Annotated in this window: 19 protein-coding genes; 10 read left to right on the forward strand and 9 right to left on the reverse strand. The window is 72.4% G+C overall.

What is annotated here, in order from left to right:
- Positions 1 to 51: 51 nt before the first annotated feature.
- The 5 genes from AC0VYM_RS28065 to eccD all read right to left on the reverse strand — a co-directional run bounded on the left by AC0VYM_RS28065 (position 52) and on the right by eccD (position 4,236).
- A complete protein-coding gene (locus tag AC0VYM_RS28065; RefSeq protein ID WP_475457141.1) occupies positions 52 to 504 on the reverse strand; it encodes a hypothetical protein in 453 nt (150 codons plus the stop codon).
- A gap of 125 nt (positions 505 to 629) precedes the next feature.
- Positions 630 to 926: a WXG100 family type VII secretion target gene (locus tag AC0VYM_RS28070; RefSeq protein WP_475457143.1), complete on the reverse strand. Its 297-nt coding sequence runs from the start codon at positions 924 to 926 to the stop codon at positions 630 to 632.
- An 80-nt stretch (positions 927 to 1,006) separates the two neighbouring features.
- Entirely contained in the window at positions 1,007 to 1,336 is a 330-nt protein-coding gene (locus tag AC0VYM_RS28075) for a WXG100 family type VII secretion target (protein ID WP_110050566.1), read from the reverse strand.
- Between the two features lie 25 nt (positions 1,337 to 1,361).
- The gene (eccB, locus tag AC0VYM_RS28080; RefSeq protein ID WP_475457145.1) at positions 1,362 to 2,813 is read right to left on the reverse strand and encodes a type VII secretion protein EccB; all 1,452 of its coding nucleotides are present in this window, start codon (positions 2,811 to 2,813) and stop codon (positions 1,362 to 1,364) included.
- 25 nt (positions 2,814 to 2,838) lie between these two features.
- On the reverse strand, positions 2,839 to 4,236 hold the full coding sequence (gene eccD, locus AC0VYM_RS28085) for a type VII secretion integral membrane protein EccD (RefSeq protein WP_475457147.1): 1,398 nt from the start codon (positions 4,234 to 4,236) through the stop codon (positions 2,839 to 2,841).
- A 366-nt stretch (positions 4,237 to 4,602) separates the two neighbouring features.
- Here eccD and eccCa point away from each other — a divergent pair, with 366 nt between their 5' ends.
- The 4 genes from eccCa to AC0VYM_RS28105 all read left to right on the forward strand — a co-directional run bounded on the left by eccCa (position 4,603) and on the right by AC0VYM_RS28105 (position 13,529).
- Positions 4,603 to 8,553 (forward strand): type VII secretion protein EccCa, encoded by a 3,951-nt coding sequence (gene eccCa, locus AC0VYM_RS28090; RefSeq protein ID WP_475463280.1) that lies wholly within the window; start codon positions 4,603 to 4,605, stop codon positions 8,551 to 8,553.
- Between the two features lie 70 nt (positions 8,554 to 8,623).
- Positions 8,624 to 9,799: a S8 family serine peptidase gene (locus AC0VYM_RS28095; protein ID WP_475457149.1), complete on the forward strand. Its 1,176-nt coding sequence runs from the start codon at positions 8,624 to 8,626 to the stop codon at positions 9,797 to 9,799.
- 134 nt (positions 9,800 to 9,933) lie between these two features.
- Positions 9,934 to 12,627, forward strand: coding sequence for an ATP-binding protein (locus AC0VYM_RS28100; RefSeq protein ID WP_475457151.1), 2,694 nt, complete (start codon positions 9,934 to 9,936; stop codon positions 12,625 to 12,627).
- A 41-nt stretch (positions 12,628 to 12,668) separates the two neighbouring features.
- Positions 12,669 to 13,529, forward strand: a complete 861-nt coding sequence (locus AC0VYM_RS28105) for a DUF2306 domain-containing protein (protein ID WP_475457153.1) — start codon at positions 12,669 to 12,671, stop codon at positions 13,527 to 13,529.
- 174 nt (positions 13,530 to 13,703) lie between these two features.
- Here AC0VYM_RS28105 and AC0VYM_RS28110 read toward each other — a convergent pair whose 3' ends face one another.
- Both AC0VYM_RS28110 and AC0VYM_RS28115 read right to left on the reverse strand, forming a co-directional pair.
- The gene (locus tag AC0VYM_RS28110; protein ID WP_475457155.1) at positions 13,704 to 14,570 is read right to left on the reverse strand and encodes a Rossmann-fold NAD(P)-binding domain-containing protein; all 867 of its coding nucleotides are present in this window, start codon (positions 14,568 to 14,570) and stop codon (positions 13,704 to 13,706) included.
- Positions 14,567 to 14,716 carry a hypothetical protein gene (locus AC0VYM_RS28115; RefSeq protein WP_475457157.1) on the reverse strand — a complete coding sequence of 50 codons (150 nt, stop codon included), beginning with the start codon at positions 14,714 to 14,716 and terminating at the stop codon, positions 14,567 to 14,569. Before AC0VYM_RS28115 ends, AC0VYM_RS28110 begins: the two co-directional genes overlap by 4 nt.
- Positions 14,717 to 14,845: 129 nt before the next feature.
- Here AC0VYM_RS28115 and AC0VYM_RS28120 point away from each other — a divergent pair, with 129 nt between their 5' ends.
- Both AC0VYM_RS28120 and AC0VYM_RS28125 read left to right on the forward strand, forming a co-directional pair.
- Positions 14,846 to 15,694, forward strand: coding sequence for a helix-turn-helix transcriptional regulator (locus AC0VYM_RS28120; protein ID WP_475457159.1), 849 nt, complete (start codon positions 14,846 to 14,848; stop codon positions 15,692 to 15,694).
- Between the two features lie 230 nt (positions 15,695 to 15,924).
- Positions 15,925 to 17,073 (forward strand): glycerol dehydrogenase, encoded by a 1,149-nt coding sequence (locus AC0VYM_RS28125; RefSeq protein WP_475457161.1) that lies wholly within the window; start codon positions 15,925 to 15,927, stop codon positions 17,071 to 17,073.
- Between the two features lie 58 nt (positions 17,074 to 17,131).
- Here the strand turns inward: AC0VYM_RS28125 and AC0VYM_RS28130 are convergent, their stop codons facing one another.
- On the reverse strand, positions 17,132 to 19,102 hold the full coding sequence (locus tag AC0VYM_RS28130) for a M3 family metallopeptidase (protein WP_475457163.1): 1,971 nt from the start codon (positions 19,100 to 19,102) through the stop codon (positions 17,132 to 17,134).
- Positions 19,103 to 19,332: 230 nt separating this feature from the next.
- On the opposite strand from AC0VYM_RS28130, the gene AC0VYM_RS28135 reads away from it, so the two are divergent.
- A complete protein-coding gene (locus AC0VYM_RS28135) occupies positions 19,333 to 21,120 on the forward strand; it encodes an ABC transporter ATP-binding protein (RefSeq protein ID WP_475457165.1) in 1,788 nt (595 codons plus the stop codon).
- Positions 21,117 to 22,868 (forward strand): ABC transporter ATP-binding protein, encoded by a 1,752-nt coding sequence (locus AC0VYM_RS28140; RefSeq protein ID WP_475457167.1) that lies wholly within the window; start codon positions 21,117 to 21,119, stop codon positions 22,866 to 22,868. Before AC0VYM_RS28135 ends, AC0VYM_RS28140 begins: the two co-directional genes overlap by 4 nt.
- Before the next feature lie 208 nt (positions 22,869 to 23,076).
- On the opposite strand, the gene AC0VYM_RS28145 is transcribed toward AC0VYM_RS28140, so the two are convergent.
- The gene (locus AC0VYM_RS28145; RefSeq protein ID WP_475457169.1) at positions 23,077 to 23,643 is read right to left on the reverse strand and encodes a GNAT family N-acetyltransferase; all 567 of its coding nucleotides are present in this window, start codon (positions 23,641 to 23,643) and stop codon (positions 23,077 to 23,079) included.
- Between the two features lie 139 nt (positions 23,644 to 23,782).
- Between AC0VYM_RS28145 and AC0VYM_RS28150 the strand changes: the two genes are divergently transcribed.
- On the forward strand, positions 23,783 to 24,349 hold the full coding sequence (locus AC0VYM_RS28150) for a DNA-3-methyladenine glycosylase I (protein WP_475457171.1): 567 nt from the start codon (positions 23,783 to 23,785) through the stop codon (positions 24,347 to 24,349).
- 44 nt (positions 24,350 to 24,393) lie between these two features.
- Positions 24,394 to 25,218: an NAD(P)H-binding protein gene (locus tag AC0VYM_RS28155; protein WP_475457173.1), complete on the forward strand. Its 825-nt coding sequence runs from the start codon at positions 24,394 to 24,396 to the stop codon at positions 25,216 to 25,218.
- Positions 25,219 to 25,232: the final 14 nt, after the last annotated feature.

The following is a 25,232-nucleotide window of genomic DNA, read 5'->3' on the forward strand; positions in this document are numbered from 1 at the left end:
GGTACTGGGGGGAGCCGGAGCGGCGAAGACACTGCGCCGAGAGGCGTCGGCTCAGGACGATTCAGGGGTCTCGTTGGGTGTGTCGTTGGGTCCGTTGCCGCCACCGCCGCCACCACCGCCGCCGCCACCGCCCGTGGGCGCGCCGTTGGACATGATCTGGCCGATCTGGGTGGCGTCCAACTCGGCGTCGGACTCCAGCTCCTCGTAGGTGATCGCACTGTCCCGGATGCCGGCGGACATCGCGACCAGGCGCGTCTCCAGGTCGGTGATCGAGGTGGTGAACTGCGTCAGCACGGCACCGACCTCCTTGGAGAGCTCACCGGCGATGGGGAGGAGGGCGGGGTTGCCGAAGGGCACGTTGGGTGCGGACGCGTCCTCACCGCCCGCGTAGTGCGTGGACGCCTCAGTCTTCGTCTTCGAGACCTTCTCCCGAAGCGGATCGATGTGCGCCGTCCGCAACGTCTTGAGGTATTCCAGCGTGACCTTGGTCTTTTCCTCTGACACGTCCTGCCCCGTCCTCTCCTGTCCAGCTCTTCATCAAGCCGCCGCGCGGCGTCAACGGTGGGTGCGGTGTCCCTCGGCCGCTGCGGCGGTCCGTTCGGGCCGCCGCAGCGGCCGAGGGGTGGTGGTCAGCGGCGGGCGTTCCAGTTCCCGGCTTCCTGGAGGTCACCGCGGCGGTAGCGCTCGGTGATGTCGCCGAGGGAGACCTGCGCGTGGCCCAGCAGCGCGCGCATGTCGGCGACGTTGCGCCGCCAGGACAGGAGGCGCTGGTCGTACTGCTCGGAGGCCTCACCGATCCAGTCGGACTTGACCGCCTGGACCTTGGCGTCGAGCTCGTTGATGGCCTGCTCGATGATGTCGGTCTGCTTCCGCAGGTCGATGCCCGCGTCGTCAGCACCGCTGTACTTGATCTCGAATCCGTCCATGGGTATGGCTCCGGTTTCTCTCGATGGTGCGCCCCCGGTCGCGGAGGCAGGCGGATCGGGTCGGTCGGATCAGGTCAGGGTCAGCGAGCGACGTCGCCCTGGTTCGGGTTGAGCTGGGTGATCCAGTTGGCGGACAGCATGTTCTCGTCCTCCATGGCGTGGAAGTTGCGCTCGGTGCCGCCGAGGATGCCGATCATGTCGTTCATGTCGTTGGTGATCAGACGCAGCTCTTCGAGCCACTTGACCAGCGCGGTGTCGTACTGGGTGGCCGCGCCGCCCTGCCAGTTGCCGCCGAGCAGGTCCCGCACGCCGTCCACGCTGGTGTAGACGCCGTTGCAGGTGGTGTGGGCGGTCTCCATGGCGTCGCGGCCGGTCCGCATCGCCTGGTCGGTACTGCGCATCATCGACATGGGAGTCTCCTGGTTCTGTTGGGCGTCAGTCGGAAAGGCACCGGGGTTCCCCCGGTTCCGCGAGAGCGCCGACGGGTTCCGCGGCGGCCTGCGGGGTCAGGTCGGGCCCGGTGGGCAGCAGGTCCAACAGGGCGGTGGAGACCGCGGAGGCCCCGCCGGGGGTGTAGCCCAGCGTCTCGGCGGCCTTGGCGTCGGGCACCGGGTACTTGGCCCCGGCGTCGGTGACGAGGAAGTAGGAGCCGCGGAGCGCCGCGCCTCCGGCCGGGGCCGCCCTGACCAGGCCGCCCTCGCCGGACGGGATGTCGATGAGGTCGGGGGCCGTGCAGGCCGCCCTGCTGCCCACCGGGGGCCGCGCGGCCCGGCCGCCGATGTCCGCCGGGGAGGTGAGCGAGAGCGCGAGGGCGCCGTCCCCCTGGTCGACGACGCACAGCGCCGCGCCCTGGGGATCGGTCAGCGGCGGCGGTGTGGCGGGCAGGCCGTCACCGGTCACCGTCTCCTCGCCCGACAGGTGCGCGCGCAGTTCGTTGACGCTCAGCTCGACCGGCGCCGCCTCGCCGCCCCCGTAGGCCTCCTCGGCCGTGAGCGGGTGGCCCAGCAGCAGGCGGGCGTGGGTGGCGTCGGTGGGGGTCAGACCGTCCCGGGTGAGCACGTAGTACTGCTCGGGGCCGCCCTCAGCGGCGGGGACGCTGAAGACCTGTCCGACGCGGGTGTCCGCGCCGCCGACGCGCGGACCGTCCTCGCCCCGGCCCTCGACGTCGAGCGCGGAGAGCGCGGGTCCGGCGGGCACGCCGTCCAGGACGGCGGCCGCGACGGGGTGGGGTACCGCGGTGCCGTACCCCAGGGACTCCAGGGCACCGTTCTCCTCGTCGATGGCCAGGCGGTTGCCCTTCCACAACAGGTGGACCCCGCCCGCGGGGTCCCGGACCAGGACACCGTCGTCCTCCCCGACCGGGGAGCCGAAGGGCGACCGGCCCAGGGTGAGCGAGGTGAGGGTCTCGACGCCGTCGCCGGTGTCGACGGTGGTGGCGCACACCTGCCAGACCATGGAGCCCTCCGCGTCGGCGGCGGGGAGCCCGTCGGGGGCTCCGGCGATGCCCAGCGGGGATCCGACGGGGGTGCCCTCCAGGGAGTCGGCGGCGACCTGGACCGGTTTGGGGTTGGACGCCAGCAGCAGCGCGGAGGTCTGGTTGGACACCGGCCAGAGGACACCGTCCGAGAAGACGTACCGGCCGGCGCCGCCCTTGACGGCGACGAGGGTCCCCTCGTTGCGCCAGGAGGTGGCGCCGCCCGGGAAGATCAGGCCGAAGACGAGGAACCCCACGCACAGCAGCACCGCGAGGACGAGCCCGATGAACGCGCCGTTACGGGTGCGGCGCAGGGGCGCCTCGGCGGCGTCCGGGTCGGCGGCGGCCATGGCCGTGGAGAGTCGGCGCACCATGAACGAGTGCGCCTGTACCTGGTCGCGACGGGTCTGCATCAGACCACCCGCTTTCCGGTGCGCGTCATCCGCCGATCCCCCTCATCAACGCCAGCAACCCGAGGTTCCCCGGGATCAGGCACACCAGGACTATCGCCGCGAGGCTCTGGATGAGTTCCCCCGCCCGGCCCCAGTGCGGGATGGGGCGGTTGCCCGGCACGGACCAGGCGGCCAGGAGCAGGCCGAGCGCCGCGACCAGCAGCAGCCCGAACAGGACCATGCGGGCGGTGTCGCCGCCCACGAGGCCGCCGCCCACGGCCATGGCCACCAGCCCGTACACGCCGGAACCCAGCAGGCACACGCGGTGCCACACGCCGCTGAGCCCGCGCGACTGGAGCAGCAGGATCAGCGCGACGCAGACGCCCGCGGTGGAGGCCAGTCCGCCCGGGTGGGCGGCCAGCACGGTCATCGAGGCGGCGCACACCACGGCCACGATGGCCAGGAGGGCGCCGAGGTAGTGGTCCGCGCGCTTGGTGCGTGTGCGCACGTCGCGGGCCGGGTGGGGGTCGATGTACTCACCGAGCTGGGTGACCCCGCCGGGCAGCGGGGGCAGGCGCATGCCCGCCAGGCGGAAGGCCAGGGCCGGAGCGAACGAGCAGAGCAGCAGCACCAGGGCGGCGGCCGAGACGGCCACCCCCTGCGGCGGGGCGTTGTCCCAGAACATGAGCAGGGCACCGGCCGCGGCGGTGAACAGGGCCGTGCCGATGATGGCCGTGAAGAACGGCAGGCAGGCGGCGACGGCGGCGATCGCCAGGACCGCGGCGCCGGTCGCCGTGGAGGCACCCGAGAGCATCCGCGCCCCGATGAGGGCGTTGCTGGGGTCGCCGCCCGGGAGCGTGGCCCCGGCGAAGGCCATGAACAGCACGGCCGCGCCGCCCGTGACGGCGGCGGCGATGGGGGCGTCGAAGGCACGGGCTGCCGCACCGGCGGCGAGCAGCAGGAGAAGCCCGGTGGCGGCGGCGGTGGCGCCCGCGATCCAGGTGGGGCCGAGCAGTGTCAGCAGGGCGAGGGCGCCGGCGAAGCCCACTGCGGCGGTGCCGGTCAGCGAGCGCCTGGCGACGCGCGCGCCCCATCCGTCGGAGCGCTCGGACAGCGTGTCGGCCACGCCGTCGACGAGGTCGTCGAAGTGGATCTCCGGCATCTGGTCGGCGCGCTCGCGCAGGTAGAGCGTCTCGCCGTCGGTGAGGCCGAGCGACTCGGCGGTCTCGGACTCGTCCAGTGGTGGTGAGCCCAGGCGCTGGAGCACCCATCCGCCGTGTTCGAGTCCGCTCTCGTCGAGGTCCTCGTTCTCGTTCTCGGCGTAGAGCAGGAACGTGGGCAGCAGCTCGGCGAGCGGCAGGTCGCACGGGACGGCGATCTCGAAGGAGGCGTTGGGTGCGCGCACGACCAGGCGGCAGAGATCGGCGGAGACGACGTCCGACATCGGTCCTCCTCGCTGGACGACAGTGACTGGGTCGGTTTACGGGTGGGGGATAAAGACACCCGGGGAGGGGGACGAGGCCGGGGTACGCCATTCCTCTGCGGAACGCCTGGGGCAGGGGACGGCGCGCCCGTTCTCGAAATGCTGGGCTAGACTAGCACCACTTCCGGAATTCCGGTCATGACGTTTCGGAAAACTCTGGCCCGGGGATACCGTTGCTCATTTGAGCACCCGCCCCCCATCCCCGGTCACCGAATCCGGTTCTGGGGTTCCCCCATTCGGCCCCGTCGGAATTACCCCGGGCCGGTACACGCCCGGCGCCCCTGCTGCGAATGCCAGCTGACCAGGGGAAAGAGAAGGGATACGCTGATCAGCACCATCCTCGTCCGCAGGCCGGCGCGTCGACCCGGCCCCGAGCCGCCCGAGGGCGAGCTCTCCCTCCAGGAGCCCCCTGTCCTCCCCGAGGAGGAGAACGGCATCTCGGGGGTCTTCATGTACCTCCCGATGGCGCTGAGCTCGCTCGCGATGGTGATGATGTTCATCCGCCCCAGCGGGGCGGGTGCCCTGGGCACGGCGATGCCCTTCATCGCGGGCGGGATGATGCTCGTCGGAGCGGTGGCGATGGTCGGCGGCCAGATCCTGCGCGTACGGATCGAACGCAGCCGCCGCCTCTCCGGCGACCGACGTGACTACCTGCGCTATCTCGGTCAGATGCGCGGCCGGGTGCGGGAGGTCGTGGTGGCCCAGCGTGAGGCCCGCGCGTGGAACGGACCCGACCCCGACGCCCTGTGGTCGCTGGTGCGCACGAGCAGGCTCTGGGAGCGGCGCGGGGCGCACGACGACTTCGCGGAGGTCAGGATCGCCGTGGGCGAGCAGCCCCTCCAGACCCGCATCGCCCCGCTGTCGACCAAGCCGGTGGAGGACCTGGAACCGCTCTGCGCGCACGCGCTACGCCGTTTCATCAACGCCTACGGCACCGTCGCGGACTTGCCGGTCTCGCTTTATCTGCGGGGATTCGCACATCTGGGACTGCGCGGGGAAACCGAATCTATCCGTGCAATGGTGCGCGCACTCGTGGGACAGGTCACAGTTTTTCACGCGCCGGATGAATTGCGTGTGGTCGCCTGTGTGAACGATGAGCGAATGGCGGACTGGGAATGGATGAAATGGCTTCCGCATTGCATGCACCCGACGGAGCGGGACGGCGCGGGCCCCGTCCGTCTGATCGCCTCCGACGCCATTGAGCTGGAAAGACTCGTCGGTCCCGCGCTGGCGGACCGGCCGCCCTTCGACCCGCAGGCGGTGCCCGGGCGTGACGAGCCGTTCACCGTCATCATCGTCGACGGCGGATCCGTGCCGCAAGGTTCGAGATTGCTCAGCGGGGGCTTCCGCAACGCGATCGTGATCGAAGTGGGCACCGAGCGCATGTGGGACGGAGCACCCCACACACTCTCACTGAGGGTCGAAAAGGATTCCATGGAGATGTGTGAGCTGGACCGTTCCGGGCGGGAATCCTTCTCCCACCTCGGTCGGCCCGACTCCCTGGACCTCCCCCGGGCCCGTTCCCTGGCCCGCATGATGGCCCCCTACCGCGTCAGCGTCGCCGCCGACGTGGTGGAACCCCTGACCACCGACTTCGACCTCACCACCCTGCTGGGCATCCCGAATCTGCACACCTGGGACGCCGCCCGCGAGTGGGAGCGCGAGCGCCCGGAGAGCCGCCTACGGGTGCCCATCGGCATCGCGGCCTCGGGCGCCCCCCTGGAACTCGACCTCAAGGAGTCGGCGCTGGGCGGGATGGGCCCGCACGGGATGCTGATCGGCGCCACCGGTTCCGGCAAGAGCGAGCTGCTGCGCACGCTCGTGCTGTCCCTGGCGCTCACCCACTCCTCCGAGAAGCTCAACTTCGTCCTGGTGGACTTCAAGGGCGGTGCCACGTTCATCGGCCTGGACGGGCTGACCCACACCTCGGCGCTGATCACCAACCTGGCCGACGAGACCTCCCTCGTGGAACGCATGCAGGACGCGCTGCACGGCGAGCTGATCCGCCGCCAGGAACTCCTGCGCTCGGCGGGCAACTTCAGCTCGGTCCACGAGTACGAGAAGGGCCGCCGGAGCGACCCGACCATGGAGCCCATGCCCACGCTCTTCGTGATCGTGGACGAGTTCAGTGAGCTGCTCGCGGCCCACCGGGACTTCATGGAGCTGTTCGTCATGATCGGCCGCCTGGGCCGAAGCCTGGGCGTGCACCTGCTGCTGGCCTCCCAGCGGCTGGACGAGGGCCGCATGCACCAGCTGGAGAGCCACCTCTCCTACCGGATCGCGCTGCGCACGTTCTCCGCCATGGAGAGCCGGGGCGTGCTCGGTGTGGCCGACGCCCACCAGCTCCCCCCGGCACCGGGATCGGGTTACCTCAAGTCCGACACCGAGGAGCTGACGCGGTTCAAGGCCGCGTACGTCTCGGGCCCCTACCGCGCCAAGCGCCGCGCGGCGCGGGCGTCGACCGCCGCCCGCGAGATCACCCCCTTCCTGCCCGGGTACGTGGCCGGGCCGCCCGCCTCGGTCGTGGTGCCCGAGCCGGAACCGGTGGAGGAGTCGGACACGAGTCTGCTGGAGACCGCGCTGGACGCGGTCCGCGACGTCGGTCCGCCCGCACGGCAGGTGTGGCTGCCTCCCCTGGACCAGGCCCCCACCGTGGCGGAGATGCTGCGGTCGGAGGGCGCGCCCTCGCTGCCCGCGTGGGGCTCCGACCCGGTGCTGACCGTGCCGGTGGGCCTGGTGGACCGCCCCTTCGAGCAGCTGCGCACCCCGCTCACCGCGGACCTGCGCGGCGCGGGCGGGCACACCGCCGTCATCGGTGGTCCGCAGAGCGGCAAGAGCACCCTCCTGGTCTCGCTGATCTCCGCGCTGGCGCTCACCAACACCCCGGAGCAGGTGCAGTTCTACATCCTGGACTTCGGCGGCGGCACGCTGCGCGGTGTGGCGGACCTGCCGCACGTGGGCGGTATCTGCGGGCGCATGGACCTCGAACGCGTCACCCGTACCGTCGCGGAGATGACGGCGCTGCTGGGGCGCCGCGAGCAGTTCTTCGCGGAGCACGGCGTCGACTCGATCGGCGCCTACCGTCGGCGCCGGGCCGCCGGGGAGTTCTCCGACCAGCCCTACGGTGACGTCTTCCTGGTCATCGACGGCTGGGCCACGGTGCGTGCGGACATGATCGACCTCATCGCGGAGATCACGCAGATCGCCCAGCGCGGCCTCAACTACGGCATCCACCTGATCGTGGCCTCCCCGCGCTGGGCCGACGTGCAGTCCAGCCTGCGCGACCTGCTCGTCACCCGGTTCGAGCTCCGTCTGGGCGACGCGGTGGACTCCGCGATCAACATGCGCCAGGCGGAGAAGGTGCCCCGGATCCCCGGTCGCGGCCTCACCGCCGAGTACAAGCACTTCCTGTCCGCGCTCCCCCAGATGGAGGAGGGGCCGGAGGCCTCCGTGGCCGGTGTCGTGGAGGCGGTCAAGCAGCGGTGGGACGGTCCGTCCGCTCCCCAGGTGCGTCTGCTTCCCCTGTCGCTTCCCGCGTCGGATCTGCCTCCGCCCCAGGACGGACCGAAGATCGCGCTGGGTCTGGAGGAACGCCGCCTGGAGCCGCTGTGGCACGACTTCTCCGTGCTGCCGCACCTGCTGGTGGTCGGGGACAACGAGAGCGGCAAGACCAACCTGCTGCGTCTGATCACCCGCACCATCCGGGAGCGGTACAGCCCCACCGACGCCCGCGTGGTCGTGGTGGACCCCCGGCGCGGCCTGTTCAACGCGATCCCCGAGGAACAGCGCCTCGGCTACGCGGTGACCGGTGAGAGCGCCCGGGAGATGATGATGGCGGCGGCCCAGGCGCTCAAGCCCCGGCTGCCCGGCCCCGAGGTCACTCCGGAGCAGTTGCGCGAGCGCTCGTGGTGGACCGGCCCGGAGCTGTTCGTGGTCATCGACGACTACGACCTGCTGAGTTCGGCGGGCGGTGGCGGTCCGCTGTCCCCGCTCATGGAGATGCTGCCCCACGGCGCCGACATCGGGTTCCACCTGATCCTGGCGCGCGGTGCCGGTGGCTTCAGCCGTGCCATGGGCGAGCCGGCGCTGCGGATGCTCATCGACGCGAACACCCCCAGCATGGTGCTGTCCTGCCCGCCCTCCGAGGGCGTGCTGTTCGGATCGCTGCGCCCGCAGCGTATGCCTCCGGGTCGTGCGCTGCGCTTCGACCGGCGCGACCCGGTCAAGGTGCAGCTGGCGCTCGACCCCGAGACGGAGGAGGCGGCCGCCCGCGACTGACGGGCGTCCGAGGAGTGGCCCGACAAGGTAGCGACCGCCCCGCGGTCGGTGGAGAGGAACGGGAGGCCCCGTGTCGAACGGAGCGGAACGGAAGCGGCTTCGGTTCGGGGCCGGGGTGTGCCTGACGGCCTCGCTGCTCCTGGTGGCGACCGCGCCAGCGGCGGCGGACCAGGCCGCGCCCGCGCTGCCGCAGGTGGCGCCCGAACTGGCGGGGGACGAGTGTGTGCCGTCCTCCGAGGAGACGGTGGACCAGGAGCTGTGGACCGAGAACGCCCTGGGGCTCCCCCGGGCGCGGTCCACCTCCTCCGGGGCCGGAACGACCGTGGCCGTCGTGGGTTCGCCCGTGGACGACTCCTCCGCCGCGCTCAAGGGGGCGGTGGAGGGGGCCGGTGAGGACTGCACCGGGTTCGGGACCTTCCTGGCCGGGATCGTCGCCGCGCGGCCCCAGCCGGACAGCGGTCTCGTCGGGGTGGCCCCGGAGGCCCGTGTGCTGTCGGTGCCCGTCACCGACGACTGGGGCGGCGCCGACGCCGACGCGGTCGCGGACGGCATCAACGAGGCGGTCTCCGGCGGAGCGGACGTCGTGCTGGTGGGTGTCGCCGTCCCCCTGGGCAGTTCCGGGCTCGAAGCGGCGGTGGACACCGCCGTCGAGGAGGACGTCCTGGTGGTGGCGCCGTCCACGGCCATGGTCCAGCGGGACGCCTACGCGGCGGTCCCGGCGACCAGGGGCGAGGTGCTGGGGGTGACGGCGACCGGCACGGAGGGCGCCCCGCTGACGCCGCCGCCCGCCACGGCGGACGGTCGGATCTCGGCGCCCGACCTCAGCGCGCCCGGCCAGTCCGTGATGAGCCTGGCCCCGGGCGGGGACGGGCACGCCGTCGCGGAGGGGGACGCGGTCGCGGCGGCGTTCGTGGCCGGTGTGGCCGCTCTGCTGCGCTCCCACGACCCCGGGCTGAGCGCGGCGCAGACCGCGGAGCGCCTGGTGATGTCGGCCTACCCGGACGCCGGTGCCGCCTTCGGGACGGGGTTCCTCGACCCGGTGGGGGCGCTGACCAGGGAGATGGGTCCGCGGTCGGGGGGCGGGGCCGAGGCCGAGCAGTTCGCCCTGGACATGCCGATGGAGCCCACGCGTGGCCGTGTCATGGCCGTGGTCGGCGGGACGGCCCTGCTGGTGTTGATCTGTGCGGTCGGAGCCGCCGCCGTCCGCCGCCGCAAGGCCAAGGCCGAGGCCGCCGCGGCCGTTTGAGGTCCGTTCCGGGTGAGTGGAAACCCGGGGTCGCGTTGGATGGCGAGCAGCACGTTCGGGTACTCCGTCGTCACACCCCCACAGGGACAGAGCACGGACCAGACCCCACGTTCCAGGTCACTATCGTTCTGCGTATGCCTACTGCCCCTCCCCGGCCTCTTGTCGGCAGGCTCGTCGAGACCGGCCGCCTGAGAACCCTGCTCGACGCCACCGAACGGGGCCGGGGAGGCGTTCTCGTCCTGCGCGGCGAACCGGGTATCGGCAAGAGCGCGCTGCTGGACCACGCGGCGCACATCGCCGCGCCGCGATTCCGGATCCTCCACGGCACCGGATCAGAGTTCGAGAAGGAACTGCCCTTCTCCGGGCTCCACCAACTGTGCGTGCCGGTCCTGACCCACCTGGACCAACTCCCCACCGATCACCGTGACATCCTCCAGGTGGCGTTCGGCCTGACCGGTGGTGACCCCGCTCCGCACCGCGTCGGCCTCGCGGCTCTGGAACTGCTCTCCACCGCCGCCCGGGAACAACCGGTGCTGTGCGTCATCGACGACGCACACTGGCTGGACCACGCATCGGCCCGGGCACTGGTGTTCCTGGGCAGGCGTATCACCGCCGAACCCCTCGCCATGGTGTTCGCGACCCGGACCGCCGAACCCCGCCTGCACGAGCTGCCAGGTCTCACCCTGGGCGGTCTGGACAACACCGACGCCCGCTCTCTTCTGAGCGCGGAGAAGACCACCACACTCGACACACAGGTACGCGAACGCCTCCTCAGCGAAGCCCGGGGCAACCCGCTCGCCCTGATCGAGCTGCCCAAGGCCGGCGGTTTCGTCCCGCCCACCCCCTCCCCGGTCGCGCAACGCGTACAGCAGAGCTTCCACACCAGGTTCGGGGGGCTCTCCGAACCCGCGCGGCGACTTCTGACCCTGGCCGGAGCCGAACCCACTGGAGACCCGCACCTGCTCTGGGCCGCGGCCCGACGGTCGGGCATCGACGTGGCAGAGGCCGCACCCGCCGCTGAGGCCTCCGAACTGGTCGAGTTCGGCACACGCGTCCGCTTCTGCCATCCCCTGGCTCGCTCCTCCGTGTACTGGGGGGTCGGGTTGGAGCGCCGCCAGGCCGCACACCGGGCCCTGGCCGAGGTCACCGACCCGGTCACCGCTCCGGACCGACGGGCCTGGCACCGGGCCCAGGCGAGCAGCGCACCGGACGAGGAGGTGGCCACCGAGCTCGAATCGGCGGCCGCACGCGCCCAGGCGCGCGGAGGTGTGGCGGCCGCGTCCGCCTTCCTCGAACGCGCGGCGGCCCTGTCCCTGGCCCCCGGACCACGCGTTCAACGCACACTCGCGGCGGCCCGGGCAGCCCTCGACGCGGGCACGGCGCACACCGCGGCGAACCTGCTCAACAGCGTCGACGCCGACACCCTGGACGGACCCCTGCAAGCCTCGGTCGACCTGCTGCGCGGCAAGCTCGCCCTCCTCAGGGGCGGGCAGGAGGCCCAGGACGGGCCGCGCCTCCTCCTGCGAGCGGCCCGCCGCCTGGCCGCCACCGACCCGGAGCTGACTCGCTCCTCCCTGGTGAGCGCCCTGGAAACGGCACTGCTGACCGGCCGACCCGCCGGGGTGATGGAGCAGGTCCTCGAAGCCGCGCACACCGCCCCCTCGACCAACCGGGCCCCCGACCTCCTGGACGCGTTGAGCCTGCTCGCCTCCGGGCGTTACCGGGAAGGCGTGCCGATGGTCCGCCGTGTGCTCACCGGGGAGGCCGCCGCGTGGGCCCACCACCCGGGGCTGGCCAGCCTGCTCTCCGCCGATCTGTGGGACCACAGCGTGCACACCAGCATCACCGAGTGGATGACGCGCACCGGACGGCAGAGCGGATCGCTGACCCTGACCAGGCTCGCCCTCGCGCAGACGGCCATCTCCGCGGTGCTCACCGGCGACTTCCGGCGGGCCGACGCCGCCATCGCCGAGGAGGAGGCGATCGCCGACGCCCTCGAAGACGCACCGAAGATGTACCCGCGCCTCCACCTGGCCGCGATACGCGGCCGCGACAAGGAGGCGTTCCGACTCCTGGAGGAGGCGCAGCGCCGAGGCCGGGGGCAGCTCCCGGCCAACATGCACTGGGCCAGGGCCGTGCTCAACAACGGACTCGGAGACTACTCGCGCGCGCTGGACGCGGCCGTGAGCGGGACGCAGGACGCGGGGCTGTTCCTACCCGGGATCATTCTTCCCGAACTGGTGGAGGCCGCAGCCCGATGCGGGCACGAGAGCCTGGCCGCCGACGCACTGGAGTCCCTGGCCGAGCGGACCGAGCCGGTGGAGACCAGCTGGGCCCAGGGCGTTCTGGCAAGCACCCGGGCTCTGGTCACCGAAGCGGAGGCCGACCACCGCAAGGGCATCGAGGTGCTGGAACGCAGCCCCGCCGTACCCGGACTGGCCAGGTCACACCTGCGCTACGGGGAATGGCTGCGCCGCCGCAACCGCCGCCGCGACGCACGAGAGCAGCTGCGCACCGCACACCGGATGCTCTCCGATCTGGGGATGGAGGCCTTCGCCCACCGGGCGGCCAACGAGCTCCGGGCGACCGGTGAGGTGGTGGGTGAGCGCTCAGAGCGGCCCCTGGACCGTCTGACCATGCAGGAGGTCCACGTCGCTCGGTACGTGGCGGCGGGCGCCACCTCCAAGGAGGTCGCCGCACGGCTGTTCCTGAGCCCGCGGACCATCGACGCCCACCTGCGCAGGATCTTCCGCAAGCTCGACATCACCTCCCGCAGGCAGCTCAAGGACCTGCCCGAACTGGATCAACCGTTGGAAACGGTCGATTAGGCGACGATCACCGACGCGAACGAACCCGCCCACGCAGCAGCATGTCGGTGACAGCCGCCTGCTACTCCTACGTGGGGGAGACCTTGACCAGCATGACCAAGTCGACGCGCCGACGATGGTGGTGGGCCCTGTGGGGTCTTCTGGCCACGTCCGCGGTCGGTATCGCCGTCTACTCGGCGCAGACCTATCTGGTCGGTGGCGTGGAACGCAACCAGATCCCGCTCAACGACCTGTTCGCCTCGCACTACGTGACCATCGCGGTGCACGCGGTCCCGAGCTCGCTGGCGCTGCTCATCGGCCCGTTCCAGTTCCTCACCCGGGTTCGCGTCCGTTACCCGAAGGCGCACCGGATCGCCGGGCAGATCTACATGGTCTCCATCGTCCTGGGTTCGATCGCGGCCCTGTTCGCCGCGACCTACTCGGTCAGCGGGTTCTCGGTACAGGTGGCCTTCTACATCCTCGCCGCGGCCTGGCTCTACACCCTCTACCAGGCCTACACCACCATCCGCCGCGGTGAGGTCCAACTGCACCGTGTCTGGATGATCCGCAACTACGCGCTCACCTTCGCCGCGGTGAGCCTGCGGATCTATCTGATGACCGGCCTGGCGCTCCAGGAGAGGTTCTTCCCGTCCCTGACCTTCGACGACATCTACCACGCGAGCGCCTGGGCCTCCTTCTTGGTGAACGTGCTCGTGGCGGAGTACTTCATCGTCCAGCGCACTCTGAAACCGCTGGCCAGGCGGCAGAAGGCCAAGGGACGCACGGGCCGTGCGGCCTCCGGAGCCGCGGCCGGGCCGGCCGGGCGAGGCCCCGAGCCGGAACCGGTCGGCGCGGGTTCGACGCCGACAGGGGTGGACAGGGGGCGAGGAGGACCACCAGGGGATTCGGCGGTAGAGCCGTGACCCGTGCCATGGTCCGGTGACGGGGCCGACGCGCCAGTCCGACCCCCGCGTTCGTCGCCATGCCGCGTGGGTACCTCTCCGGGGGGGGCGGGATCGTCCGCTGTGGCCGCCGGAGAGGGCGGTGGGCGCGCTACGGGGACGGGCAGGGGCCGCCCTCCCTCTGCCCTCCGCCGATCAGTGGTCGGACCCCCCGTTGTCCCACCACCTGGTCTCGTGCTCCTGGACGAATTCGTCGAAGGTGCGGGGCGGACGGCCGGTCAGCTCCAACACCGCTGTGCTGACCCGGTCGTGTAGGCCGCGCCTGATGCCGTCCTCCACGGCGGCGATGGCGGCGGAGAACTCGGCGGACATTCCCGCGGCCCAGTAGGCGGAGGCCTGCTCGTCGGTCCCGACCGTCACCACCCGGACCGCCCGACCGGTGCGGGCGGTGATGATCGCCGCCGCGTCCCGGTAACTCAGGGCCTTCGGCCCGGTGAGCAGGTAGTCACGCTGGCTGTCGGGCTCGACGCCGGGATCGGCCAGCAGGGCGGAGGCGGCGGCCGCGACGTCCCTCGCGTCGATCCAACCCACCGCGCCTTCACCGGCTGCAGTGTGCACCTCACCGTGGCGCAGGATCCGCTCGCCCACCGGATGGGGGCTCAGGAAGTTCTGCATGAACCCGGACGCGCGCAGCACGACCCCACCTGGCTGGGCCCGCACCCGCTCGGCCATCTCCACAGCACCGGGAGCGTTCGGCAGCACGATGGCGGAGCCGAGGAGTACCACCCGGCGCACGCCGAGGCGTCGCGCCTCGGCCAGGAACGGACCGACCGACAGCATCGGATCCACGGAGTTCACCGGAGGAACAAGGAAGACCCGGTCCATCCCGCGCAGTGCGGCAGGGTGGGTGGTCGGATCCCCCCAGGCGAATCGAACCGCGTCGGGGTCGTCGGCGGACGGGTGGCGGCTGGCCACCCGCACCGGTACGCCGTCGCCGCGCAGTAGTCCCACCAGCGCGCCACCCGTCTTCCCAGTGCCGCCCGTCACCAGGACGCCGGTCACCAGGCAGCTCCCGAGCGCAGCGAGGCCCCGGCGGCGGACAGGGACACGGCGGTGCCGTCCTTCGTCCACGGGACAGCGGTGTCCGTAGCCTTGGCCAGCACCGGATCCGGCACTCGGTACATCGTTTCCTCGCAGGTGTGAGGCATGGTCTCCCCCAGTGTTCAACGGGCTGTGAAGGCCACACTGGACGCGAACCCGCAGTCGGGGAACGGACGGCTGAGCCCCGGACCAGCAGTCCGTGGCTGGACCGGGCGCCCCGTGCCACCATGAACCGGGTGAGCAGAGATGACCTGGGCGATTTCCTGCGCCGTCGGCGGGACTCGCTACGTCCGGAGCAGGTGTCGACGGCCCACCCGCCAGGACGACGCGCCCGGCGCGCTCCGGGGCTGCGCCGCGAGGAGGTCGCCGAAGCGGCCGGTGTTTCGGTCAACTACTACGAACGCCTGGAGCAGGCCCGCGCCTCGCGTCCCTCCCCGGAGGTGTTGACGGCGCTGAGCGCGGCACTGCGGCTCACCGTCGCGGAGCGTGAACACCTGGCGCGGCTGGCCGGTCAGATCCCCGTCGGCACGAACACTGATCGGGAGCCGGTGCCCGCCGACGCCCGACGGCTGTTGGGGCGGCTCGGCCCGATACCCGCCTACCTGGTCGACCAGCGTCAGGACATCGTGGCCTGGAACGCCACCGCAGCCGCGTTGATCACCGACTTCGGGCTCCTGCCCACCGAGGAACGCAACGTCGTGCAACTGGCCCTTCGGCTTCGGGGCACCCTCTGCTCGGCACCAGCGAGCACGGAAGGCGAGTTCATCCGGCGGTCCGCGGCCCAGCTGCGCGCCTCCAGCGCCCGTCACCCCGCCGACAGTGCCCTCAGTGAGCGGGTCAACGAGTTCGCCGCGCTCAGCGCGGACTTCGCCGCCAGCTGGCGCGACCACGACGTGCGCCCGTTGCCGACGCTGCGCAAACGCCTGTGCCACCCCCAGGTGGGTGAGCTGGAGCTGGAGCGCCAGATCCTGCTGCTACCCGGCACCGAACTGCAACTGGTGATGTACACCCCGGACCCCGGCAGCCCGAGCGCCGACGCGATCGCCCGGCTCGCAACCCGCGGCGAGGGAGTACAGCACGTGTGAACGTCGACGTGGGTGGCCCCACTCGCTCCCGTGGGACCCAGACCCGCGCTTTCAGCGGGGAAGGGGGCTCAGCGTCCGGGGGCCTCGTGCGCGGGGCACTCGGGCCGGGTCCCCGAACCCGGCCGGAGAGGGTGGGGCAAAGAACGGGGCAACCTGTGGTGCATGACGTTTGGGTGGCCCGTCCACCGGCCAGGCCGGGAGGAGAACCACCAACCACAGGGGGAACTCCCATGGCCCAGAACACTCCGTCCCTGCGCGTCTTCGCCTCGCCCGGCCGCTACGTCCAGGGCCGGGGCGCGATGGAGCGGCTCGGCACCCTGGTCGGAGGCGTGGGAAGCAGACCGCTGGTGCTCGCCGACGACGTCGTGCGGGGGCTGGTCGGCGCGACCCTGGAGCGCTCCTTCGCGGAGGCCGGGGTCCCGCTCACCTTCGAGCGCTTCGGCGGCATACCCACCAGAACCGAGTCCGAGCGGGTCGGTGAGGTCATCGGGTCACAGGACCACGACGTGATCGTCGGCCTGGGCGGCGGCGCGGCTATCGACGCCGCCAAGGCCGCGGGCGCCAACGCCGGGGTCCCCTGGGTGAGCGCCGCCACGGTGGCCTCCACCGACGCCCCGACCTCCGCCCTCTCCGTGGTCTACACCGAGAAGGGCGCCTTCGAGTCCTACCGCTTCTACGACCGCAACCCGGCCCTGGTGGTGGTCGACACCCAGCTGGTGGCCCAGGCGCCCACGCGGTTCCTGGCCGCCGGGGTGGGCGACGCCCTGGCGACATGGATCGAGGCCCGGGCCCTGCGGGGCTCCGACGCCACGAACATGGTGGGGGGACGCCCCACCCGCGCGGGCACCGCCCTGGCCCGGCTCTCCTGGGACATCCTGTGGGAATCCGCGCTCCCCGCGCTGGACGCCGTGGACCGCGACCTCGTCACCCCGGACGTGGAGGCGGTGGTGGAGGCCACCACCCTGCTCTCCGGCCTCGGGTTCGAGTCGGGCGGCCTCGCCGCCGCACACGCGGTGCACGACGGCCTCACGGCGGTCGACGAGACCCACCACCTCGCGCACGGCGAGAAGGTCAACATCGGCTCCCTCACCCAGCTGCTGCTGGAGGGCGCCCCCACCTCCGAGGTGGAGGAGTTCGCGGAGTTCACCGCCAGGGCGGGTCTGCCCACCACCCTCACCGAGGCCGGGCTGGGCAACGCCGACGACGCGCTGCTGGACCGGGTGGTCGCGGCCGCGACGGCCCCGGAGGAGACCATCCACAACCTGCCGTTCACCCCGTCCCACCGGGACGTGCGGGACGCGCTGCGCGCGGTGGAGGGGGTCGGCCGCCGAGCACGGAAGCGCGCCGGGCTGGGTGAGCCCCGCGCGCCGAAGGGCTGATCACGCCCCCCGCACCCCTGCGGCCCGCCGTGGCGGGCGGGCCGCGGGGGGACGCTCCCTAGTTCAGGCCCTTGCGGGTGAGGAGGGGGCCCATGCCGGGCTCGCGGCCGAGGAAGTCGGTGACCGCCGCCATCGGGTCGACGCTCCCGCCCTTGGAGAGCACCTTCTCCCGGAAGCTGTCGCCGCCCGCGCGGGTGAGTCCGCCGTGCTCCTTGAACCACTCGACGCTCTCGGCGTCCAGCACCTCGCTCCACACGTAGGAGTAGTAGCCCGCGCTGTAGCCGTCGTCGGAGAAGATGTGCTGGAAGTACGCGCTCCGGTAGCGGGGGCGCACCAGCGGGTGCAGGACGCCGGCCGCCTCCAGGGCGCGCGCCTCGAAGGCCGCCGGGTCCTCGACGGTCTCGCCGGGGGCCAGGCGGTGCCAGGCCCAGTCGAGCAGCGCCGCGCCCAGGTACTCGAAGGTGCCGAACCCCTGGTTGAACTGGCTGGCGGCGGTCAGCCGCTCCACGAGTTCGGCGGGCACGGGCTCACCGGTCTCGTGGTGGCGCGCGTAGTGGGACAGGACCTCCGGCCACAGCGCCCACATCTCGTTGACCTGGGAGGGGAACTCCACGAAGTCGCGCGGCACGCTGGTGCCCTCGACCCGGGGGAACCGGACCGCCGACAGCAGGCCGTGCAGGGCGTGGCCGAACTCGTGGAAGGCCGTCTCGACCTCGTCGAACGTGAGCAGGGTGGGCCCGGAGACGGGCTTGGCGATGTTGAGGTTGTTCACCACCACCGGCCGCTCGTCCAGCAGGTACGACTGGTCGACCAGGTTGTGCATCCACGCGCCGCCGCGCTTGGTCGGACGCGCGTAGGGGTCCAGCAGGAACAGGCCCAGCGCGGTTCCGTCGCCGTCGAACACCTCCCACGTGCGCATGTCGGGGTGGTAGCCCGCGAGGTCCGGGCGCTCGGTGAACGTGACGCCGTAGAGCAGGGTCGCCGCGTGCAGGACGCCGTCCTCGATCACCCGGCCGAGCTCGAAGTAGGGCCGCAGCACGCTCTCGTCGAAGTCGTAGCGGGCCTTGCGGACCTGCTCCGTGTAGTACGGCCAGTCCCACGGCTCGATGTCGTGACCGGCGTGCTCGGCGAGCGCCTCGGCCTCCTTCTCGACGTTGCGCAGGGCCGGGCCGACCAGCTGGCCGAGCCGCTCCTCGACCGCCTCGACGGTCTTCGCCGTCTGGTCGGCGACCTTGTAGGCGGCGTGGTCGGGGTAGCCCAGCAGCCGGGCGCGCTCGGCGCGCAGCTCGGCCATGCGGGCGCCGATCTCCAGGTTCTCCGGGGCCCGCTCGGCGCTGAGCGTGTACAGGCGCTCGCGGGTGGCGCGGTTGGTGAGCTGGGCCAGCGCGGGCTGCACGGTGGTGTTCAGCAGCGGGAGGACGTACTCGTCGCCCTGCCGGATCGCGCTGATCCGCGCCTCGTCCAGGCCGTCGAGGTCGGAGACGTCGGTGGTGACCAGGGCGGACTCGCCGGTGGCCCGGACGACGTTGCGGGAGAACTCGGTGCCGAGCTCGGCCAGGCGCGCGTTGAGCTCCCGCAGCCGCTCCTGCTCGTCCTCACCGAGGTCGGCTCCGGCGTTGACGAAGTCGAGGCGGTACCGCTCCAGCAGCCAGGCCTCCTGGGGGTCGTCCGTGCTCACCTGCTGGATGCGCGCCCACAGGTCGCGGTTGAGGGAGATGGCGTCCCGGTGCCGGGTGGCACGGGGGGCGACCTGCTTCTCGATCTCACGGATGCCGTCGGTGGCGTCGGAGCCGGTCAGCGTGTTGAGCACGACCTCCACCCGCATGAGGGTCGCGCCGGAGCGCTCCAGCGCGGCGATGGTGTTGTCGAAGGTCGCGGGCTCCGGGTCGCGGGCGATCGCGTCGACCTCCGCGAGGTGTTCGGCCACGCCCTGTTCGAAGGCGGGCAGGAAGTGCTCCTCGCGGACCGCCGCGAAGTCGGGAAGACGGTAGGGCAGTTCGCTGGGCGACAGGAACGGATTGGCGGTCAAGGGGTGGTGCTCCTCGGTTCTTTGAGGGTGGGACAGCTCGTGCCGTTCTACCGCGCCGCCGACCGCCTGTCATCCCCTTACCCAGGGGTGACGTCCGGTCACCGAGGCCGGGTCCGGCCCTCCTCGGGACGGTTCCGACCAGGGCCGCGCGGGTCCCTGCGGGGTTCGTCCCTGGCACGGCCCCGCACCCTGGTTTGATGGGCGTGATCCAGCGCACACGGAGGTGTCAGTTGCCCGAGACCACGGGCGTCCCCGGCCCCTGGGGCAGCCGCCCGCTCCCCCGCTCGGCCCTTCCGCCCACCGGTGATCCCGACCTGCGCGGCCCCCTCCGCTACGTGTGGTGGCTGATCTCCTCCCAGCCGTGGCGGGTGCTGCGCGGCTCCTTCTACGGCACCCTGTGGATGGTGGGGCTGGTGTTCCCGCCGTATCTGCTCGCCCGCGCCATCGACGACGGGCTGCGCGCCGAGGATCCCCGCGTCCTCGTCCTGTGGGCCGGGACCGGCGCCCTGGTGGCGGTGGCCACCGCCACCGTGTCGATCCTGCGGCACCGGACGATGTCCCTGGTCAGGACGGACGCCGCGCACCGGACCATGCGCGTGATCACCCGCCACTCCACCGTGCTGGGCGCTTCCCTGTCCCGCCGGGTCTCCTCCGGTGAGCTCTCCACGGTGCAGGCCTCGGACGTCCTGCGCATCGCCCAGATCCTCACCCTGACCGGCCCCGGAGTGGGCGCGGTCGTCGCCTACGCGGGCGTCTCGGTCCTGCTGTTCACCATCTCGCCGCTGCTCGCCGCCATCGTCGTACTCGGCGTGCCGGTACTGGCCGCCGTCATCGGACCGCTGATGGGACGCCTGCACGGCCACCAGACCGTCTACCGCGAACACCAGGGGCGCACCACCGCGCTGGCCGCCGACATCGTGTCCGGCCTTCGGGTCCTGTGCGGGATCGGCGGCAGGGAGCACTTCGCCCGCCGCTACGAGGACCGGTCCCGGGAGCTGCTGCACCAGGGCTACCGGGTCAGCGAGACCACCAGCTGGTTCCACGCGGTGAGCGCCTGCCTGCCGGTGGTCTTCCTCGGAGCCGTCACCTGGGTGGCCGCGCGCCTGGCGGTGAACGGGCAGATCACCGTGGGTGAGACCGTCGCCGTCTACGCCTACGTCGCCATCCTCATCCTGCCGGTGTTCTTCCTCATCGAGGGGGCCAGCGCCATCATCGAGGGCCTGGTGTCCGTGCGCCGGACCCTCGACCTGCTCACCCTCGACCCCCCGCCCACCGGCAGCGGCCGGGACCTGCCCGGCCCGGAGGAGGGCGCGGAGCTGGTCGAACCCGACTCGGGCGTGCGCGTCCCGCCGGGCCTGACCACCGCCCTCGTGTCGGCCGACGCCGGAGCCGCCGCCGTGGTGGACCGGCTCGGCCGCTACACGGCCTCCGACACCCTGTGGGGCGGGATCCCGCTGCGCGACGTGGAGGTCGGGGAGGTGCGTCGGCGCCTGCTGGTGTCCGACAACGAGTCCCACCTGTTCGCCGGTTCGCTGCGCGAGGTCCTGGACCCGCACGGCACCCACGCGGACACGGCGATCGAGGCCGCCCTGCACGTGGCGGGCGCCGACGACGTGGTCACCTCCATGCCGGACGGACTGGACTCCGCCGTCGAACCGCAGGGCCGCAACCTCTCCGGCGGTCAGCGCCAGCGGGTCCGGCTGGCCCGGGCGCTGCTCTGCGACCCCGAGGTGCTGCTGCTGGTCGAACCGACCTCGGCCGTGGACGCGCACACCGAGTCCACCGTGGCCGAGCGGCTGCACGAGGCCCGCTCCGGACGCACCACCGTGGTCGCGGGGACCTCGCCGCTCCTGTTGGACCGGGCGGACCGGGTGGTCCTGCTCGTGGACGGGCGGGCCGCGGCGGTCGGCACCCACGGTGAACTGCTCGACCGACCGGACTACCGGACGCTGGTCTTCCGTGGGGCCTCCGACGAGGAGAACGGCCGGGTCGGCGCCGACGAAGGGACCCCTCAATGAGCCATCGACTCCCCGTCGCGGACCGCGCCCAGGTCCGCAGGGACACCCTCCTGCTGCTGCGCTCCGAACGCGGGCGGGTGGCCCGGGTGGTCCTGCTGACCTGCCTGGCCACCGGCGCCGGTCTGGTCGGCCCCTACCTCCTGGGCCGGATCGTCGACATGGTGCAGGCGGGCACCGCCACCCTGGGCGCGGTGGACCGGCTGGCCGCCGGTGTGCTCGCCGCCGCGTTCGTGCAGCTCCTGCTCACCCGGTACGCGCGCCGCGCCGTCTACCGGTTCGGGGAGCACGTCCTGCGGCGCCTGCGCGAGGACTTCGTGGGCCGTGTGCTGTCCCTGCCGACCCGTGTGGTGGAGCGCTCGGGCACCGGCGACCTCACCACTCGTGTCTCCGCCGACGTGGGGAACGTGGGCGGCAGCCTGCGCGGCGCGCTGCCGGAGATCAGCATGGGCCTGCTCCAGATCCTGGTGCTGGTGGCCGCGATCACCTGGCTGCACCCGCTGCTGGGGCTGTGCGCCCTGCTCGGCTTCCCCCTGGTGTGGCCCGCCGCGCGCTGGTACCTGAGGCGTTCCCGCGAGACCTACCTGGCCGAGGGGACGGCCCTCTCCACCGCGTTGGAGGGCACCACCGCAACCGCCGAGGGCGGCCGCACCGTGGAGGCCCTGCGGATCGAGGAGGACCGGCGGGCGGTGACCGACCGGGACGTCGGCGTCCTGTACCGGGCCCGCCGGGGCAGTCTGCGGCTGCGGTCGGTGCTGTTCCCCGTCGCGGAGTCCGTCTTCGTGCTGCCCGTCTCCGTCACCCTGCTGGTGGGCGGAGCGCTGTACCTGAACGGCGGGATCGGCCTCGGCACCCTGGTGACCTGCCTGCTGTACGTGCAGCAGATGGTGGACCCGACGATCGGCGTCACCCAGAGGATGGAGGAGCTCCAGCGGGCCGGGGCGTCGTTCGCGCGTCTGCGGGGCGTGCAGCGGCTGCCGGAGGAGTCGTCGGACCCGGGCCTGGTCCCGGCGGACGACCGGATCGAACTGTCCGGCGTCCGCTACGCCTACGTGCCCGGCCACGACGTGCTGCGCGGGATCGACCTCAGCGTGCGCCCCGGGGAACGGCTCGCCGTGGTGGGGCCGTCAGGGGCGGGCAAGACCACGCTCGGCCGTCTGCTGTCCGGGGCGGACGTACCGGGCTCCGGGCACGTGTCGCTGGGCGGGGTGCCCGTGGCCGAGCTCGCCCCCGGGGTGCTGCGTGAGCGGATCGTCCTGGTCAACCAGGAGCACCACGTGTTCGCCGGGACCCTGCGGGAGAACCTGGCCATCGCCGCCGCCGAGGGCGCCGACGTGGACGACGGCACCCTGCTGAGCGCCCTGGACGCGGTGGACGCCGACTGGGTGCGGGGGCTCGCGGACGGCCTGGACACCCGGGTGGGTTCGGGCGGCGAGGCCCTGTCCCCGGCCCGGGCGCAGCAGGTGGCGCTGGCCCGCGTGGTGCTGCTGGACCCGCACACGGTGGTGCTGGACGAGGCCACCTCGCTGCTGGACCCGAGGACGGCGCGGCACACGGAGCGGTCGCTGGCGGCGGTGCTGGAGGGCCGGACGGTGATCGCGATCGCACACCGGCTGCACACGGCGCACGACGCCGACCGGGTGGCCGTGGTCGAGGACGGGCGCGTCACGGAGCTGGGCTCGCACGAGGAGCTCATCGCGGCGGGCGGCGCCTACGCGGCCCTGTGGAGCTCCTGGCACGGCACCGACTGACCGGTGTTTCCCACTCCGGCCGGGATCGGCCGGGGTGGGGACGCCGGGTGATCGCCCTCGTTGTCGAAGGTGTGGAAGTGGCGGTGACCTGGAGCCCCTGGGCGAGGACGCCGGGTGGCACCACTCACCGCTCCGAACATCCGGGGTCCGGCGGGACCGCCGAGAAGCGTGCCTGGTGGGCCAGCCGGGGCGATCCGCGCGCGGTCCGCTAGGGCGCCGGGTCCGGGCGCGGGGAGGGGCGTTCGTGGATGTACTCCAGGCCGTCGACGTCGTCCCACTGCTCGCCCACGTGCTCGAAGCCGAACCCGGCGATGGTGGCGTTCGAGGCCGCGTTGTCCGGCCGGATCGAGGCCCGCACCACGGCGACCTCCGGCTCCGCGTCGGCCCGGCGGAGCAGTTCGACCAGGATGGCCCGCGCGTAGCCCCGGCGCCGCAGTTCCGGCACCACGGAGTACCCGATCTCTACCATCCGGCGTTCGTCCGGCGGACCGTGGAACCCGGCGTGGCCCACCGCCCAACCGTGGTCGTCGTCCACGACCACGCTGGTCAGCCACCCCGCCCGGTCGGGGACCGCCTGGATCTGCCCGAGGCGGTACCGGCTCAGCCAGCGCATCTCCTCGGTGGCGAAGTGCTCTCCGAGCCCGACGCCCACGTGGGTGCTGGCCGTCACCGTGTCCCCCTCGGCCAGCGCGGCGAGCACGGGCTCGGTCATCTCCACCAGCCGCACCCTGGGGGCGGTGGAGCGGGACGGTGGGGTACTCGGCGCGTCTGTCACCGTTCCATCCTTTCCCGGGCGCACCGTCCGCACAACGTGTTTCTCCTTTTCCACGCCCCTGGGCACCCGGTTCCCGCCGACCGTCACCGGTCTCCGCGACGATGGGTGCCCGTCCGCACCACCCCTTCGAGGAGCACCCATGACCGACACCCGCCGCTGCGCCTGGGCCCGGAACGCCTCCGAGCTCATGACCGAGTACCACGACCACGAGTGGGGGCGCCCCTCGCACGACGACGGCTACCTGTTCGAGATGCTCGTCCTGGAGGGCGCCCAGGCGGGTCTGTCCTGGTCGACGGTGCTGAACAAGCGGGAGAACTACCGGAACGCCATGGACGGCTTCGACTTCGAGCGGGTGGCGGCCTACGGACCGACCGAGACGGACCGGCTCCTCTCCGACCCCGGCATCGTCCGCAACCGCCTCAAGGTCGCCTCCGCCGTGCGCAACGCCCAGGCCTTCCAGCGGGTCCGGGAGGAGTTCGGCGGCTTCGACCCCTACCTCTGGGGCTGGGTCGGGGGCGAACCGGTGGTCAACCACTGGTCCGTCCCGGAGGAGGTACCGGTGACCACCGACCTGTCCGACCGGATCAGCCGGGACCTCAGGAAGCGCGGCTTCAACTTCGTGGGCAGCACCATCGTGTACTCCTACCTCCAGGCCACCGGCGTGGTCGACGACCACCTCCGGGACTGCCCGGCCAAGCCCGCCTGATCCTTACCGTACGATGTACTGTACGCACTACGGAAGGATGCGTCTTGACCTTTCTCATCGCCGGGGCCACCGGCACCGTCGGCCGCGAGATCGTCCGGCAGCTCGTCGCCGCCGGACACCCCGTGCGCGCCCTGACCCGTGACCCCGAACGCGCGCGGGGAGCACTGCCGGAGGGAGCCGAGGCGGTCCGGGGCGACCTCACCGACCCCGACTCGCTCGTGCCCCACCTCAGGGGCGTCGAGGGCCTGCACCTCATCACCTTCGGGGGCGACGACTACGCGGCGCTGGAGACCGGGCCGCGCCTGGTCGAACTGGCCGCGTCCGCGGGCGTGCGCCGGGTGACGGTGCTGTCCGACTTCCACGAGGGCGGCGTCCAGGAGGCCCTGCGCGGGAGCACGCTCGCCTGGACCTTCCTCAACCCGGTCGAGTTCATGTCCAACCTCCTCGCGTACGCCGAGGAGATCCGCGCCGAGGGCCTGATGCGGGTGTCCCGCGACCAGCCGAGCGCCATGGTGCACGAGGCCGACATCGCCTCGGTGGCGGTCAGCGCCCTCACCGAGGACGGCCACGGCGGGCGGTCGTACCCGATCAGCGGCCCGGAGCCCCTGACCCCCGCCGAGCAGGCCGAGCGGCTGTCCACCGCGATCGGCCGGGAGGTCGCGGTGGTCCGGCTCAGCCCGGAGGAGACCGCCCGGAGCCTGCGTGCCGAGGGGCACGACGAGGAGTACGTGGCCTTCGCCCTGGATCTGGCGGCCAACCCCCCGGAGGTCGGCGGGCAGGTCCAGGACACCGTCCGGCGCGTCACCGGCCGCCCGGGCCGCACCCTGGCCCAGTGGGCCGCCGAGCACGCGGAGCAGTTCACCGGGTAGCGCCCCCGATCGGG

The sequence above is a fragment of the Nocardiopsis sp. iso_237 genome (assembly GCF_056173345.1).

Excerpts from the sequence above, each read along its gene's own strand:
- AC0VYM_RS28070 (WP_475457143.1), bottom strand. The coding sequence starts at position 926 with ATGGACGGATTCGAGATCAAGTACAGCGGTGCTGACGACGCGGGCATC.
- AC0VYM_RS28075 (WP_110050566.1), bottom strand. The coding sequence starts at position 1,336 with ATGTCGATGATGCGCAGTACCGACCAGGCGATGCGGACCGGCCGCGAC.
- eccB (WP_475457145.1), bottom strand. The coding sequence starts at position 2,813 with ATGCAGACCCGTCGCGACCAGGTACAGGCGCACTCGTTCATGGTGCGC.
- eccD (WP_475457147.1), bottom strand. The coding sequence starts at position 4,236 with ATGTCGGACGTCGTCTCCGCCGATCTCTGCCGCCTGGTCGTGCGCGCA.
- AC0VYM_RS28100 (WP_475457151.1), top strand. The coding sequence starts at position 9,934 with ATGCCTACTGCCCCTCCCCGGCCTCTTGTCGGCAGGCTCGTCGAGACC.
- AC0VYM_RS28105 (WP_475457153.1), top strand. The coding sequence starts at position 12,669 with ATGTCGGTGACAGCCGCCTGCTACTCCTACGTGGGGGAGACCTTGACC.
- AC0VYM_RS28115 (WP_475457157.1), bottom strand. The coding sequence starts at position 14,716 with ATGCCTCACACCTGCGAGGAAACGATGTACCGAGTGCCGGATCCGGTG.
- AC0VYM_RS28125 (WP_475457161.1), top strand. The coding sequence starts at position 15,925 with ATGGCCCAGAACACTCCGTCCCTGCGCGTCTTCGCCTCGCCCGGCCGC.
- AC0VYM_RS28140 (WP_475457167.1), top strand. The coding sequence starts at position 21,117 with ATGAGCCATCGACTCCCCGTCGCGGACCGCGCCCAGGTCCGCAGGGAC.
- AC0VYM_RS28150 (WP_475457171.1), top strand. The coding sequence starts at position 23,783 with ATGACCGACACCCGCCGCTGCGCCTGGGCCCGGAACGCCTCCGAGCTC.